At 54.8% G+C, this 14,573-nt stretch carries 12 protein-coding genes; 8 read left to right on the forward strand and 4 right to left on the reverse strand.

Features of this window, described 5'->3' with window-relative positions; all coding sequences use genetic code 11:
• Window positions 1-5: 5 nt before the first annotated feature.
• Genes parC through M6D89_RS15715 form a run of 5 tightly spaced genes read left to right on the forward strand, consistent with a single transcriptional unit; the run spans window position 6 to window position 5,334 of the window.
• Window positions 6-2,264 carry a DNA topoisomerase IV subunit A gene (gene parC, locus M6D89_RS15695; RefSeq protein ID WP_253969043.1) on the forward strand — a complete coding sequence of 753 codons (2,259 nt, stop codon included), beginning with the start codon at window positions 6-8 and terminating at the stop codon, window positions 2,262-2,264.
• A 10-nt stretch (window positions 2,265-2,274) separates the two neighbouring features.
• Window positions 2,275-2,541 carry a PilZ domain-containing protein gene (locus M6D89_RS15700; RefSeq protein ID WP_253969044.1) on the forward strand — a complete coding sequence of 89 codons (267 nt, stop codon included), beginning with the start codon at window positions 2,275-2,277 and terminating at the stop codon, window positions 2,539-2,541.
• A gap of 8 nt (window positions 2,542-2,549) precedes the next feature.
• Window positions 2,550-3,719: a DUF4124 domain-containing protein gene (locus M6D89_RS15705; protein ID WP_253969045.1), complete on the forward strand. Its 1,170-nt coding sequence runs from the start codon at window positions 2,550-2,552 to the stop codon at window positions 3,717-3,719.
• Window positions 3,716-4,771 (forward strand): polysaccharide deacetylase family protein, encoded by a 1,056-nt coding sequence (locus M6D89_RS15710; protein ID WP_253969046.1) that lies wholly within the window; start codon window positions 3,716-3,718, stop codon window positions 4,769-4,771. Before M6D89_RS15705 ends, M6D89_RS15710 begins: the two co-directional genes overlap by 4 nt.
• 11 nt (window positions 4,772-4,782) lie before the next feature.
• Window positions 4,783-5,334: a DUF924 family protein gene (locus M6D89_RS15715; RefSeq protein WP_253969047.1), complete on the forward strand. Its 552-nt coding sequence runs from the start codon at window positions 4,783-4,785 to the stop codon at window positions 5,332-5,334.
• Between the two features lie 42 nt (window positions 5,335-5,376).
• On the opposite strand, the gene M6D89_RS15720 is transcribed toward M6D89_RS15715, so the two are convergent.
• The 4 genes from M6D89_RS15720 to M6D89_RS15735 all read right to left on the reverse strand — a co-directional run bounded on the left by M6D89_RS15720 (window position 5,377) and on the right by M6D89_RS15735 (window position 10,319).
• The gene (locus tag M6D89_RS15720) at window positions 5,377-6,180 is read right to left on the reverse strand and encodes a glucosaminidase domain-containing protein (RefSeq protein WP_253969048.1); all 804 of its coding nucleotides are present in this window, start codon (window positions 6,178-6,180) and stop codon (window positions 5,377-5,379) included.
• 39 nt (window positions 6,181-6,219) lie between these two features.
• On the reverse strand, window positions 6,220-6,843 hold the full coding sequence (locus M6D89_RS15725) for a replication protein P (protein ID WP_253969049.1): 624 nt from the start codon (window positions 6,841-6,843) through the stop codon (window positions 6,220-6,222).
• The gene (locus M6D89_RS15730; RefSeq protein WP_253969050.1) at window positions 6,806-7,906 is read right to left on the reverse strand and encodes a DnaT-like ssDNA-binding domain-containing protein; all 1,101 of its coding nucleotides are present in this window, start codon (window positions 7,904-7,906) and stop codon (window positions 6,806-6,808) included. Before M6D89_RS15730 ends, M6D89_RS15725 begins: the two co-directional genes overlap by 38 nt.
• Window positions 7,907-7,994: 88 nt before the next feature.
• Window positions 7,995-10,319, reverse strand: coding sequence for a fatty acid cis/trans isomerase (locus tag M6D89_RS15735; protein WP_253969051.1), 2,325 nt, complete (start codon window positions 10,317-10,319; stop codon window positions 7,995-7,997).
• A 90-nt stretch (window positions 10,320-10,409) separates the two neighbouring features.
• Here M6D89_RS15735 and M6D89_RS15740 point away from each other — a divergent pair, with 90 nt between their 5' ends.
• The 3 genes from M6D89_RS15740 to M6D89_RS15750 all read left to right on the forward strand — a co-directional run bounded on the left by M6D89_RS15740 (window position 10,410) and on the right by M6D89_RS15750 (window position 14,315).
• Window positions 10,410-12,008: a carbon-nitrogen hydrolase family protein gene (locus tag M6D89_RS15740; RefSeq protein WP_253969052.1), complete on the forward strand. Its 1,599-nt coding sequence runs from the start codon at window positions 10,410-10,412 to the stop codon at window positions 12,006-12,008.
• A 63-nt stretch (window positions 12,009-12,071) separates the two neighbouring features.
• Window positions 12,072-13,235, forward strand: coding sequence for a glycoside hydrolase family 18 protein (locus M6D89_RS15745; protein ID WP_253969053.1), 1,164 nt, complete (start codon window positions 12,072-12,074; stop codon window positions 13,233-13,235).
• Window positions 13,236-13,322: 87 nt separating this feature from the next.
• Complete coding sequence (locus M6D89_RS15750; protein ID WP_253969054.1) at window positions 13,323-14,315, forward strand: LLM class flavin-dependent oxidoreductase; 993 nt, start codon at window positions 13,323-13,325, stop codon at window positions 14,313-14,315.
• Window positions 14,316-14,573 lie beyond the last annotated feature (258 nt).

The raw sequence follows: 14,573 nt of genomic DNA on the forward strand, positions 1-14,573 counted from the left end.
AAAACATGTCAGAACAGACGACCTTTTCCGAGGCCGAAGAATTTATCTCTTTAAAAGAGTACGCCGAGAAAGCCTACCTCGATTATTCCATGTACGTGATCCTCGATCGTGCTCTACCGCACATTGGGGACGGGTTAAAACCGGTGCAGCGGCGCATCGTCTACGCCATGAGCGAGCTGGGCTTAAAGTCCACCGCCAAATACAAAAAATCTGCCCGCACCGTGGGCGATGTGATTGGTAAGTTCCACCCGCACGGCGATTCGGCTGCCTACGAGGCCATGGTGATCATGGCGCAGCCGTTTTCCTACCGCTACCCCTTGGTAGACGGGCAGGGCAACTGGGGCTCGCCCGACGATCCCAAATCCTTTGCCGCCATGCGTTATACCGAATCCAAGCTGGCGCGCTACGCCGAAGTGTTGTTAGAAGAGCTGGGCCAGGGCACCGTAGACTGGCAGCCCAACTTTGATGGCACCATGGACGAGCCCGAGGTGTTCCCCGCCCGGGTTCCCAATGTACTGCTTAACGGCACCACGGGTATTGCCGTGGGTATGGCCACCGATATCCCGCCCCACAATCTGCGCGAAGTGGTCAGCGCCTGTATCCACTTACTGGATAATCCCAAAGCCGATGTCGACGAGCTGTGTGAGTTTGTCCAGGGCCCGGATATGCCCACCGAGGCAGAAATTATCACCCCTCGTAAAGACATAGTGCAGCTTTATAAAACCGGTCGCGGCAGCTTAAAAATGCGCGCCCTTTGGTCTCGGGAAAAAGAAACCGGTGACTTGGTGGTAAGCGCTCTACCTCATCAGGTCAGCGGCAATAAAATCCTCGAGCAAATCGCCGCGCAGATGCAAAATAAAAAACTGCCTATGGTGGCGGACTTGCGCGATGAGTCCGACCATGAAAATCCCACTCGCTTGGTTATCACCCCGCGCTCGAACCGCGTGGATGCCGAGCAGCTAATGCAGCATTTATTCGCCACCACCGATCTGGAAAAATCTTACCGTATCAATATGAATATGATCGGTATCGATGGTCGTCCAGCGGTAAAAAGTTTAAATGAAATTCTCAGCGAGTGGCTCAGCTTCCGCACGGTTACCACCCGTCGTCGTTTGCAGCATCGCCTGGAAAAAGTGGAAGAGCGCTTGCTGCGCTTGGCGGCATTGATGGTGGTGTACCTCAATGTGGATGAGGTGATTCGTATTATCCGCGAAGAAGATCACCCCAAGCCCATTTTGATGGAGCGTTTTAACCTGGTAGAGATGCAGGCCGAGTATATTCTCGAGACCAAGCTGCGTCAGTTGGCGCGCCTGGAAGAAATGAAGATTAACGAAGAGCGCGAGCGACTGGAAAAAGAGCGCGACAACCTGAATAAAACCCTGGGCTCGGCCGCTCGTTTGAAAACCCTGGTGCGCAAAGAGTTAAAACAAGTGGCCGAGGACTACGGCGACGACCGTCGCTCACCGATCGTCGAGCGCAGCGAAGCACAAGCCTTTAGCGAGGCGGAGCTCATCAGTGTCGATCCGGTGACTGTGGTGCTGTCGGAAAAAGGTTGGATACGCGCCGCCAAAGGTCACGATCTGGACCCCACCGCACTTAACTACAAAGCGGGCGATGCTTTTAAATTGGCTGTGCCGGGTAAATCCAATCAGTCGGTTATTTTGCTCGACTCCACCGGCCGCAGTTACGCTCTGGCGGCGCACACATTGCCCTCGGCGCGGGGGCAGGGCGAGCCTGTGAGCGGTCGTCTCAATCCACCCAATGGCGCCACCTTTGAAGGCTTGTTAATGGGGCAGGATCAAGAGCCCGTATTGCTTGCCAGTGACGCGGGCTATGGGTTTATTACCACTCTGGGCGACTTGTACAGTAAAAACAAAGCCGGGAAAAGTGCGCTGACCTTGCCCAAGGGCGCACAGGTTCTGCCACCCGCGAGTGTCACCGACGCCGAAACCGATTCGGTAGTGGCGGTCACCAACGAGGGGCGTTTGCTAGTATTTCCGGTGGCTGAATTGCCTAAACTCGCGCGGGGTAAGGGCAACAAAATCATTAATATTCCGGCCGCTCGGGTACAGGCGCGCGAAGAGTATGCTATCGCTGTTGTCACCCTGGCGCAGGGGCAATCCCTGACTGTTTACTCGGGCAAGCGACATTTAACCTTAAAGCCTTCCGATCTCGAGCACTATTTGGGCGAGCGCGGGCGGCGAGGTAATAAACTGCCCCGCGGATTTCAAAAGGTCGACAATTTGGCCGTGGATAAAAAATAGGGAGTGAACCTTGAGCAGCGAAAAGCGAGTCCACTTGCGAACCCCCATTACCTGTCAGATTAAACTCTGGCACGATCAGCTGGGTGAAATGCTGGTTAAGACCCGCGATATTTCCGACGGGGGGGTGTTTGTGGTGTTGGACCCCGATCAGGCGCCACCAATAGGTTCTATTGTTACCGGGCAAGTGCAGGGTTTAATGGATGATGCGCCGGTGCTAAAAATGGAAGTGGTTCGGGCAGAGACGGAAGGCGTAGGGCTACGTTTTGTGGACTCTTGAGGCCACGTATGGCATTTAAGTTTGGCCAGGTATGGCTGGTGTTTATTTGTTGTGTCCTTTCTGCACAGGCGCAGGTATATACCTGGAAAGATGAAAATGGCAAGTTGCACTTCTCCGATCAGCGCCGGGTAGAAACTGCTCGGGCGCAGGTCATCGATATCGGTGCTATGCCTCCGCCGCCTATGCTTGATACCGCTACGCCCTCGCGCTATAGCGAGCCGCGTCACGCCTTGGTTCTGGAACAGTTTTATTACGCTGACGATGTGAGCGATGACAATAAACGTCTTATTGGTTTATATGTGGGCGGCGACTGTGTCTCCCCCACATTTGCCAACTTCAATCAGTTAAGAGTACATTTTCCCGAGGTGCTAAAAACCGAGAAAATGTTGCAGACTCTGATATTTCGCTCTTTGAATCAGCTGCAGTATGACAATGTTTATCGCGCGGGGCACTATGCTCTCGATTCGATCAATAAGGCGGCTTTAAAGCATCTCAGCGCTTCTATCACCGATCTAAAAATAAATGCTTGCTGGTCGCAGCATTCGCACTTTAACGGTAACGATATTCTTAAAGTCGCCAAGGCTGAAAACTTTGATTTACTCAACGTTTGGGTTGAGGTGAGCTGGACCTTGCGGGCAAGCGCCGAGGGTGGACAGGATAAAGAATTTGTCACCCAGGGCGTCGCCGCCACGCGTCTCGATCGCGACTTAACATTGAACAGTACGCTGCAAAAGGCGTTTGTCCAGGCCGCCTCGCAGCTTCAAGCGCGAAGCGACTGGCGAGAGGCCGTGGCGCTGCCCGAGGGTGTCTCGGGTCTTAATGCTCCGAGCAATCAGCCCGCGCTTTATGTCGCCCGGCAGCACTTGTCGCAGGTGTTGGTGGCGCTTGCTCCCTGGCGGGTCAGGGTGGCCGAGTATTATCAGTTTCACGGCACCTTGCCTAAAACATTTGACGCCTTGGGCGGTGAAATAGAATCTTATAGCGGGCGTGCCTTTGATGATTTGTATTTGTCTGAGCCGGGTGTTTTGCACGCCGAACTGAGCACGGTGTTTGGCGATGCCGGACACTATGTGGCGCTGACACCGGTTATTAAGCCTGGCTTCACGCAAATACAATGGCAGTGCGACAGCAGTCTGCCCCAACAGTGGGTTGTGGGTTTATGCGAGGGGGAAAATTGAAGTTTCTGTTAGGTTTATTTGTACTTGGCGTGCTCAGCGCCGGCGCTCAAGCCGCGGCGATATTGCAATACCACCATATTAGCGACTCAACGCCGCTGGCGACCTCGACACGGGTTGAGTTATTTACTCAGCACTTGGAGTATTTGGCCCAAAATGATTTTCGGGTGTTGCCGTTGCCCGCGCTAATCGAACGCTTACAGGCTGGCGAAGATTTGGCCGAAAAAACCGTTGCCATTACCTTTGATGATGGCTATGACTCGGTTTATAACACGGCCCTGCCCGAATTAAAGAAACATCAATTTCCTTTTACGGTTTTTGTGAACGCCGATTTAGTAGGTTCCCCGGGCTATGCCAATTGGCAACAGCTAAAATCGATGATGGAGGCAGGCGCCACCGTGGCCAACCACACCACCACGCACCCGCATATGGTGCGTAAAAAGCCGGGTGAAACCGATGCCGGTTGGCGCGCGCGGATGACTCGAGAAATTCAAACCACGCAAAAGCGGATTGAAGAGGAACTGGGGCAAATTCACAAGCTGCTCGCCTACCCCTATGGTGAGTTTAACGCGCCGCTACTAAGCTTGGTGAAATCTTTGGGTTACATTGGTCTCGGGCAGTACTCCGGTGGTGTGGGCACCCAGAGTAATTGGTTGGCGCTGCCGCGCTTTGCGTTGGGCAGCTCGTACGGTGAAATGGATAGCTTTGTGAGCAAGGCCAGTGCCCGCGCAATGCCGGTGCACGATATCAAGCTGTTAAGCGACGCCGGAGATGTTTTGCCCGATCCCGTAGTGGCAGCGGGTGATCGGCCTAAACTGCAGTTTGAATTGGCCTCGCCCTCGCTGGCCGCCTCGGTAAACTGTTACTGGCAGGGTGGGAGCATGCCGATCACTCGTAAGGACGGTGTGATTATCGTGCAAAGCCCCGAGGGCTTAACCACCGGGCGCTCGCGCTATAACTGCACAGCCCCTGTGGCGGGCGCGGATGCATTTTACTGGTTCTCGCAGCCCTGGTTTATTACCGGTGCCAACGGCGAATGGCAGCATACTGACTAAGAGGCATAAAGGTGGCGAGCTTAGACGATGTTCTGATTTTCTGGTTTGAGGAGTGTTCAGAAAAAGACTGGTTTCGCAAAAGCGACCGTCTGGACGCCGAGATTACCCAGCGCTTTAGCGCACTGCACGCTCAGATTGTCGCCCAGCCCGAGCCCGGTCAGGCCGCTGCCAATGAAACACCCGAGTCGCTTTTGGCAAAAGTTATTTTACTGGATCAGTTGAGTCGCAATATGTTTCGCGATACAGCGCAAGCATTTGCCCATGACGGGCAGGCGTTGCAGTTGGCTCAGTGGGCAGTCGATAAAAAGTGGGATGAAGCACTAACGCCGGTGCAGCGTCGGTTTTTGTTTATGCCCTATATGCACAGCGAAAGTCCGCAGGTGCATGAAAAGGCCGTGGCTTTATTTACCCAACTGGGGGATAAGGCGAGTTTAGACTTTGAATACAAACATAAAGCGATTGTTGATCGTTTTGGCCGTTACCCACACCGCAATAAAATCTTGGGACGCAAAAGCACGGGGGAAGAGCGGGCATTTTTGACACAGCCTGGCTCATCGTTTTAATTCAAGCGGGCCGTTTGGGGCGGCCCGCTTTCGGGGGACTGTCTATTCGCTTGCGTCAAGCTTTTCGAAATCGTTGTAGCGAATCAGCTGCGCCAACTCTTGTACATAAACCGCGCCGCGGCTGGAATAGCCGTTTAAACCATTGATTAAATCCAGCCCGGATAAATCCGTATTCTTCTTGCGTGCCTGCGCGCGACGCGCCCGTACATCGCGATAAGTTTGGTGGGTGTTGATGTTGCGATAGTAAGCGTTTATGGCGTCTTCAATACCAGAGAATTTCTGCACTTCGTGACGGGCACCGCTGTTGCGATTTTTGGGCACCAGGCCGCAGCCTTGGGTGTAGCACCATTGGCCAAACAGGTTGTTTCCCTGGCGGGCGAAGCGCGAAGTACCCCAGCCGGATTCCTTGGCCGCCTGGGCCAGAACCATCGATGGCGGTAGAGCGTCCAGGCGGCGCAGCAGGGTGTCAATGTCTGTAGTCGTAATGGGCGGTTTGGCGTCTACTTTATAGCGGCGGCTTAAACGCTCAATACGCTTTTGTTGTACATGGGTTAAAGGCTGTTCGTTGGCTAATTGCGAACGCGCTTGGTTTAACTCTTGGCGCAGTTGTATCAACGCCTGGTTTTTTTGTTCAATCAGCGGGGCTAGTTGATTGACGAACGCCTGTTTGCGCTGGGCGGTGTTTTCGATCTTACGCAAATCCGGCAGACGGGTACTGCCACTGAGCTGGCCCAGCCCCGCGGGGCGGTAGCTTTGCAGGCTGAGGGTTAGAGTCAACACCAAGGTGCCCACAGCGTAAATGAGCAGGGCTAAAGCGACGGCAATAAATTTTTTATTAGGGTTCATGGCAAAATCGCGTTGTTGTTATTTGTGGCAAATGCCGTTTTATATATCCAGCTCTTTGCGCAGTGCATCCAGTCTTTTTTTGTTTTCTTCTTTGGAAAGTGGCACCTCTACGGTTTCGGGCAGTGCCGGGGTGTCCGGTGGTGTTAGAGTCTCACCGTTCATCACCTTTTCGCAGTAGCGACGATAGTGCTGGGCAAACACCGGGTAGGCCTGGCGTTCGCTGGAGCTGGCCAGAAAATACCAATCGGCGGCGCGACCGGCGTAGTAGACTGCCGGGTGGCTCCAGTTAAACCCCGCTTTGGGCGAGGGCGCGTGGCAGGCTTCCACGTAGGCGGCGTGAGTGTCTTTTAAGCCGTATTTTTGCGGGTCGCCCTGGCAGGCATCAATCATTTTGCTGAGGGTGGGTAAAAACTCGCTGGTTTCGATGACCTCGCGCGCCCCGCGGCGAATGGTGTCCGGCTCGAACCGCAACAGGGAATCCAGCCACAGCTTTTTAATTTGCCCCAGTACCGAGGCATCGCTGTAAGCCTTGTAGTACTGGTTGTGGTAGTTGATGCGAAACAGCGCAAACACTTCATTGAGTGCGTCAATGTGGGCGTCGGTCACCTTGCGCTGGGGCTCGGCATCAGCCTGCCCAGCTGCGGTCGGTGAGGTCTTCGACAAGGCTTCTATCTCGCGTTGTGCTTGTTCCAGTAGCCGATTGGTTTCGGACATTGGTATTACCCTGTTGTGGTACTTGGCTGAACGAATGCTGACGTGCCCAGTGGTATTTTACATGTTGCAGAAATTTGGTGTTCCACGAACTGTGAACCCGATTGCTCTCGCGCCAAAAGAGCACGAACTCGGGTATTTGCCGTCGGGCGAACGCCAGGTCAATATTGGCCAGGGCCAAAACGTCAAAAACGTCTTTGCCTGGCTGCCAGTTATCCGGCAGGCGCTTGGGCTCGGTGTCATGCTCTAGGGCGTTGGTGTATTTCGCCCACTGGCGTTTCACGTGCTGAATAAAACGGGTATTCCAGGTGCGCCCTACATCGCCCCGTTCACGCCAGTAGAGTACAAACTCGGCAATGGCGTCTTCCACAAACGCCTGGTTTATACCCGCGTGGCGCACCAGCAACACCATAGCGTCTTGCGAGGGGCGCCACTCGGGCGTCATGGGGGTGTCCTGTTCGCGCTTAAACTGCCCGGCCTCGTGCTCGCGCCAGCGCCGCACCACCTGCTTGAGAAACTTAGCGCCCCAGCTGTGATGGGCCTCGCCGCGCTCGCGCCAGTAGGTGACAAACTCGGGCACCTGTTGGCGAATAAAATAGTCGGGAATATTGTACTGCGCCAGCTGCATTTTAAGTTCGGCGTCCGGCTGCCAGCCCGGGCTAATCTGATTGCTCTGCGCTGGCGCGGCGGGTCTGGGCGCAACCGGTGCCTGGGGCTGTGCGGTCTCGGCGCCCGGCAACACGCCGGGGCTAAAGCGCCAGGCGAGCTCACCGCATTGGGTGTAGGGGGCGCTGGTCAGCTGAATCAGGCCCTTTTCCTGCAGATTTTTGGCGATGCGCTGAATATCCTCGGCGGGCCAAAAGGGTAAGCGCTCGCTTATTTGGCGCTGTAGCAGGCGGCCCGAGCTTTCGGCCTCGGCCATAACGCTGAGCAACAGCGCTTCCTCCAGGCCAATGGTGGCGGCCAGGGAGGGCGAAATCAGCAGAGGTTTTTCGGGCAGCAGTGATGCGGTCATAGGTGGCACTTTAACATTTTAGCGGGCGCGCATCGCCCCCTAGTAGCCCGCTATTAACCCGGCAATGATGCTTGCCGGGTTAATAGGCTCAGCGGTTCTCCAGGCGGTTGTAGTCCAACAGCCCCGCACTGGCGGGTTGTTGCTGGGCAAAGTCGCGATGAATTTGATCGCTGATTTCCCAGAACTGGGGGTGGTTGCGGCCTATGCCAAAACTTTCTTTGAGGCGGCGGTAGTCGGCCTCAGTTTCCAGCTTTTGCACTTGGGCAATAAACTGCGGCAATTGTCCTTTATCTACCCGCCAGAAGGTGTTGGGGTAGGCGGGGACAATACCGGCGGTGACCACCAATTGGTCCTCTTGCGGCCGGCGTCGGTCCTGCTCGCTAAACAGCGAGGCGACATTGCTGTGGGCGCTGGTGCGCATCAGGCTAAATACGCCCTCGTCGGGCATCAGTAATACGCTGGCTTCGGGCATTAGGCTGGCGGCTACCCCCTGGGTGGACTGCAGTTGCCCCAGCGCTTTGGCTAAGGGTTCGGGCCATTGCAGTGGTGCAATGTGCGGGCTGTCTGCTTGGCTGGGTGCCACGTGTTGAGCCAGGGCCTGTAATAGTTCGGCCTTGGGAGTATCGGTTTGGTAGTCCACAACCTGGGTGGGTGGCAATTGGTCCAGGTAGCGGTTCAAGTAGCTGTTAATATCGTCTTCGGCGCCCCGGTACCAGCTTTTTATGATCGCATTTTGCTCGGTTTCGGGTAGCAGGGCGACGAAGTTCATTTCCCCTTCAATGCGCAAAAAGTCCATATACAAACGGCTGAGCAATTGGTGCGAGACATTGCCATACACATCGAATCCCGCCACCAGCAGATAATGAATGCGCTCGAGTAAGGGGTAGTCAATTAGCCAGGCGGTTTTGGGGTTGGGGCCAATCATGCCGCGCACGACCGAGGCGCTGTCGTTATGGCGCAAAATAGTCAGTGCGCTGTTGTCATTATGGCCGCTGCCGTCCCATATCAGCTGCATATCGATACGCCCCAAGCGATCGGCGCGTTCGCGAATATACTCGGCTTTGGCTTTCAAGTAGCCTTCTTGCAGGCTGGCGTACTCCATCCAGCGGGACACAGGGCGGAAGGTGTTGCCCGCCTCAGCGGGCAGGCGCAAATGGTCGGCATTGCGCTCAAAAAACTCGCCATCGGTTACGGGGTTCATGGTGTTAGGCGAGACAAAAAATACCCAGAAGTGATCCTCAATCACGTTCAACGCAATCTGGCCGCGACAGACGGGGCCTTTAATGAAATTCATAATCGTGAATTCGGCCTCGTCCAACAAAAAGCGATAGCGCGAATCGATGGGCAGTTGAGCAAAGCTGGCAAAGGGGTTGGCGGCCACTTCGGCGCCGTAGCCGGGCAGCTTGGACACCATATAGTCGGCATCGTAAAACCAGCGCTGCCATTTATCCATGCGCTCGTGGTTAAGCGCGTAGGGCATAAAGGTTTTGGCCAGGCGGCTGGACGGGTCGTGCCACAGGCGGTAGTAAACCCGCTCGACCTTGGGGTCGTCAAAGGGGCGGCGAGTGGTAATACGCTTTATGGGCTGACCCGGTGGGGTGCTGGAGCGAACCAGTTTGAAGGTGACATCCGGTGCGTTTTCAAAGCGCAAACTGGCCAGAAACAGGTGCTCGTATAAGTAGCGGTTGACCAACTGGGCGCGCAGGCTAGGGCCGTTAAAAAAATCTTCCCAGCGTTCTAGGTGGGGCAATAGTTCGGCGGGTACGGCCGGTTGCGCGCCAAAGCTCGCGCCGGTGCGCACCCAGCTTAGCAGTTTATCTTGTTCTTGTTCGGGAAGCCCGGGCAAGCCATAGGGCATGCCCCACAAAGGGTAGTCTTGGGCGAAGTCTTCAAACTCTTCCACCGTGGGACAGTATTGCTCGCGATCGGTGGAAAAATCGAAGCTCTCGGGCAGTACCTCCCCCTCGGGCAGTGGGTGAGCTTGCTTCAGCTTGAGCATCCGTGCCATCACACTGCCTTCTAAATTGGCCTTGGGGGTGTTCTGGCGCTCGTTTAACACCGGGTAAAAGTCTTTCTCTCGCCACTGCCTAGTGGAATCGGCGTCGGTAAACAGGCGGGTCAGCTCGGCGCCAAACAGTCGAGTGCCGTCGTAAACTTTCTCTTTGCTGGCGCCGCGCAACAGGCCCAAGTCGGCGTCCATTTTTAACTGACAGGGGGCGTCGTAGCAGCCGTGGCATACGGTGCAGCGTGCCTCGATCAGCGGCTTTACCTCGCTTTGATAATGGCTGGCATCCTTGCCGCTACTCATCTCGCGGGGTTCGGGTTTGCCAAAGCGGGTATCCAGTGACGAGGCGCCAATGGCGACGCATCCGCTGAGCAGGAATAAAATCAGGGCAATACTACGGTTTTTCATGCGGTGTTCTCGAGCGGGTTACCGACGTAGCTTACCACAGGCCTTTTGCTTTAAAGTAAGCGCCTTGCAGATATTTAGAGGCCTCGCGCTATGGTTCAGACTACCGAAAACAAACTTGCCGATCCCAAATCTCACTTGGTGGTGCGCAACGCGACCTTAGCCGATGTGGATGCCATTGTGGCGCTGTCTGATCGGGTGTACACCCCGGTGGATATGGAGGCCTATGCGCGCTCGGCGATTGTGGGGCAAATTAATACCTTTCCCGCCGGACAGTTTGTGGTGTTGGTGGGCGATGTGGTGGTGGGCTACTGCGCCACCTTTCGCATTGGTGATGTCGCACTCAAGCCCCACACCTGGGTGGAGATTACCGGTAATGGTTTTGCCTCGCGCCACGATATTCGCGGCCAGTGGTTGTACGGCATGGAGGTGTGCATCGACGACGCCTATCGGGGCTACCGTATTGGTCAGCGTTTGTACAACGAACGCAAAAAGCTGTGCCAGTCGTTGGGGTTAAAGGGCGTGGTGTTTGCCGGGCGTATGCCCAGCTTGGCGCGGCGGATTAAAAAATTTAAAACCGTTGAGAATTACGTCGACCAGGTGGTGCACAAAAAGGCCAAAGATCCGGTTCTGTCGTTCCAATTGCGCAACGGCTTTGAAATTATTGGCATACTCAAAAACTACTTGGACGAAGACAAGCAATCTATGGGTTACGCCGCCCATATGAAATGGGAAAACCCCAAGGTGGTTAAGGCCGACGACAAGCCGCGCAAGCAAGTTGGTGTCCACGCTCCCGATGTGGTGCGTGTAGCCACCGTACAGTATATGCAGCGCCGGATTACCTCGTTTAGTGAATTTATTAAATATATCGAGTACTTTGTGGATGTGGTGGCCGACTACAAAAGCGACTTTGTGGTATTCCCCGAGCTGGTCACTTTGCAATTGCTATCCATTGAGGACCAAGAGCTGTCGCCCTATGAGTCCATCGAGGCGCTCACCAAATATACGCCGCGCTTAAAAGAAGCTTTTCGTACGATGGCGCTGCAGTACAATGTGAACATTATTGCGGGATCGCACCCCACGCGCATGGACAATGGTCGTATTGAAAATATTGCCTACATTTTCTTGCGCGACGGTCGCATGTTCGAGCAGCCCAAAATTCACCCTACACCCAACGAAGTTTACTGGTGGGATATTGAAGGCGGCAGCAAATTGCAGGCGATTGATACCGATTGCGGCCCCATTGGTGTGCTGATTTGCTACGACTCCGAGTTCCCTGAGCTTGCTCGCCACCTGGCAGACCAGGGTATTCACTTTTTGTTTGTGCCCTTTTGCACCGACGAGCGGCAAAGTTACTTGCGGGTGCGTTACTCCTGTCAGGCACGCGCGGTGGAGAATCAATTTTATGTGATTATGTCAGGCAATGTGGGCAACCTGCCCAATGTGGCCAATATGGACATTCAATACGCGCAAAGCTGTATTCTCACCCCCTGCGACTTTGCCTTTGCCCGCGATGGCATTGCCGCCGATACCACACCCAATGTGGAAACCGTGGCTTTTGCCGACCTGCGCCCCGAGTCGCTGATTATGGCGCGCAACAGTGGTACAGTGCAGAACTTAAAAGACCGGCGCCACGATTTATATCGAATGATATGGAAGGGCGATAGAGTCTCACCCATTAAAAACGATTGAGCCGATAGATGATCTCACCCCTTCGGGGCAAACCCCGAGGGAACACGGTTGTGGAGACATCTGATGAAACATATTTACACCCGGCTGGGTGGCGCGCTTTGCACGCTGCTACTGGCTTGTTATTGCCTGGCCCTAAATGCCGAAACACAAAACCAGGTAAGCTCTGACTCGGTCATTATTGGCTATGTGTTTAGCCCCGATAAACCGCTGGACCCGGACACTATTGCTGCTGAAAAACTTACCCATATTAACTACGCCTTTTCCAACATTGAAGACAATAAAATCGTTAATGGCTTTGATTTTGACGATCAAAACTACCGATCATTGCAAACGCTGAAAGAGCGCAACCCCACGCTCAAAATTCTCTCGTCGGTGGGTGGTTGGACCTGGTCGGGCGAGTTTTCCGATATGGCGTTAACCCAGCAATCGCGACAGGCCTTTATCGATAGCGCGGTGGCATTTGTGCGCCGCCACCAGTTGGACGGTATTGATATCGATTGGGAATATCCGGGACTCGCAGGTGCGGGCAATACCCACAGACCTGAAGATGGTGAAAACTTTACCTTGGTGTTAAAAGGTTTGCGCGAAGCATTTGATGCACTGGAGCAAGAGCTTGAGCGCCCACTGCTGATCACCATCGCCACCGGCGGCTTTGCCGATTATCTGGCAAAAAGCGATATTCAGAACTGGCATCCGTATCTGGATTACCTGAATATTATGGCCTACGACTTTAACTTTCCGCGCAATGGCGGGGTTACCGGGCACCACACAGCGCTCTATTCGCACCCGGATGATTCCGGCGGTCAGAGCGCCGACGCGGCGGTAAAAAACCACTTGGCACAAGGCGTTCCGCCCCAAAAACTAGTGCTGGGGCTGGCGTTTTACGGACGGGTGTGGACTGAGGTAGGCGAAGACAACGCGGGCTTTCGCCAGCCAGGTAATGCCGGTGAGGCCAGCTTTGGCGGCGCCAGTTACACCAATCTAAGTTCCAATGTCATCGGTCAGAAAGGCTTTGTTCGCCATTGGGATAACCTAGCCCAGGCCCCTTGGTTGTGGAACCCGCAAGAGCGAACCTTTGTCAGTTACGATGATCCGCAATCGGTAACGGCCAAGGTTCACTATGCGCGCGACAAAGGCTTGGCTGGGGTCATGTTCTGGCAATACACCTCGGATTATCAGCACGAACTGCTCAACGCGATCAATGCTGCCGCAGGGCGTCAGCCGTAGAAAGGCTTTACGATTCTTTTGCTCATCAGATAAACACAGGCGTTACCATGCTCGCCTGTGTTGACTGAAAGTCTAGAGGTGCCCGCTATGACTACCGCCTACTCCATTCTCGATCTTGCTCACGCTAAAGTGGACGCCAGTTACCGCGATGCCTATGCGCGAGTGGTTGAGGCCGCGCAAACGGCCGAGCGGCTGGGTTATAAGCGCTTTTGGTTGGCCGAACACCACAGCATGGAAGGCATTGGCAGCTCGGCCACCAGCGTGCTCATCGGACATATTGCGGGAGCGACTCAGTCTATTCGCGTGGGCGCTGGGGGCATTATGCTGCCCAATCACGCCCCCATTGTTGTCGCCGAACACTTTGGCACGCTCGAGGCCTTGTACCCTGGGCGCATCGATTTGGGGGTGGGGCGTGCGCCCGGCAGTGATGGGGCGACCATGCGCGCGTTAAGGCGCGATATGCACAGCGGGGTGGATGACTTCCCGGAGCAACTGGCCGAGTTGCAGTATTTTTTAGGCGACAAACAGCCGGGGCAAAAAGTCTTTGCTGCGCCGGGAATGAACAGCGATATTCCCATCTGGTTGTTGGGCTCCAGCCTTTACAGCGCTCAACTGGCCGCTAAACGAGGCCTGCCTTTTGCCTTTGCTTCGCATTTTGCCCCGCGTTTATTGATGGAGGCCTTGCATGTGTACCGCTCGGGCTTTCAGCCCTCGGCCGTGTTAGATAAACCCTATGCTGCGATTGGCGTGCCCGCCTGTGCCGCCGACACAGATGCCCGCGCCCGTTATTTACACACCACCGCGCAACAGAGCGTGCTGGCTCTGCTGCGCGGCGAACACCTGCGCCTGCGCCCCCCAGTAGAGGATATGAATGCCCTGTGGACACCCCAAGAGCAAATACATATTAACGATTTTAATGGCATCGCCGCCGTGGGAAGCCCAGCAACTATTAAAGATCATTTAGCGGACTTAAAGGCCGAAACCGGCGCCGATGAGTTTATTTTTGCCAGCAGTTTTTACGAGCAGAGTGACCGCTTACGGTCGCTGGAAATAGTTGCCGAGGCAATGAAGGGAATTTGATAGGGGGAATACGGGGAACAGAAAGAGAGTTTATTCTGTAGAGTGTTAGTGTAGGGCGAGCGGAACGCGGAACGCAAAAAAGAGAAAGACTTAGCGGCTTGCCCCTTTTTTACTCTGAGATTTATGCCATTGATGCGAACAATAAACTTGACAGCGGCTGTGCCAAAACCAAAATATTTCTGTTCAGCGTTCAGCGTTCAGCGTTCAGCGTTCAGCGTTCAGCGTTCAGCGTTCAGCGTTCAGCGTTCAGCGTTCAGC

The sequence above is a fragment of the Gilvimarinus xylanilyticus genome (assembly GCF_024195295.1).
GTDB lineage: Bacteria > Pseudomonadota > Gammaproteobacteria > Pseudomonadales > Cellvibrionaceae > Gilvimarinus > Gilvimarinus xylanilyticus.

Coding starts and splice junctions, on each gene's coding strand:
- parC (WP_253969043.1), top strand. CDS start 6: ATGTCAGAACAGACGACCTTTTCCGAGGCCGAAGAATTTATCTCTTTA.
- M6D89_RS15705 (WP_253969045.1), top strand. CDS start 2,550: ATGGCATTTAAGTTTGGCCAGGTATGGCTGGTGTTTATTTGTTGTGTC.
- M6D89_RS15720 (WP_253969048.1), bottom strand. CDS start 6,180: ATGAACCCTAATAAAAAATTTATTGCCGTCGCTTTAGCCCTGCTCATT.
- M6D89_RS15730 (WP_253969050.1), bottom strand. CDS start 7,906: ATGACCGCATCACTGCTGCCCGAAAAACCTCTGCTGATTTCGCCCTCC.
- M6D89_RS15735 (WP_253969051.1), bottom strand. CDS start 10,319: ATGAAAAACCGTAGTATTGCCCTGATTTTATTCCTGCTCAGCGGATGC.
- M6D89_RS15740 (WP_253969052.1), top strand. CDS start 10,410: ATGGTTCAGACTACCGAAAACAAACTTGCCGATCCCAAATCTCACTTG.
- M6D89_RS15745 (WP_253969053.1), top strand. CDS start 12,072: ATGAAACATATTTACACCCGGCTGGGTGGCGCGCTTTGCACGCTGCTA.
- M6D89_RS15750 (WP_253969054.1), top strand. CDS start 13,323: ATGACTACCGCCTACTCCATTCTCGATCTTGCTCACGCTAAAGTGGAC.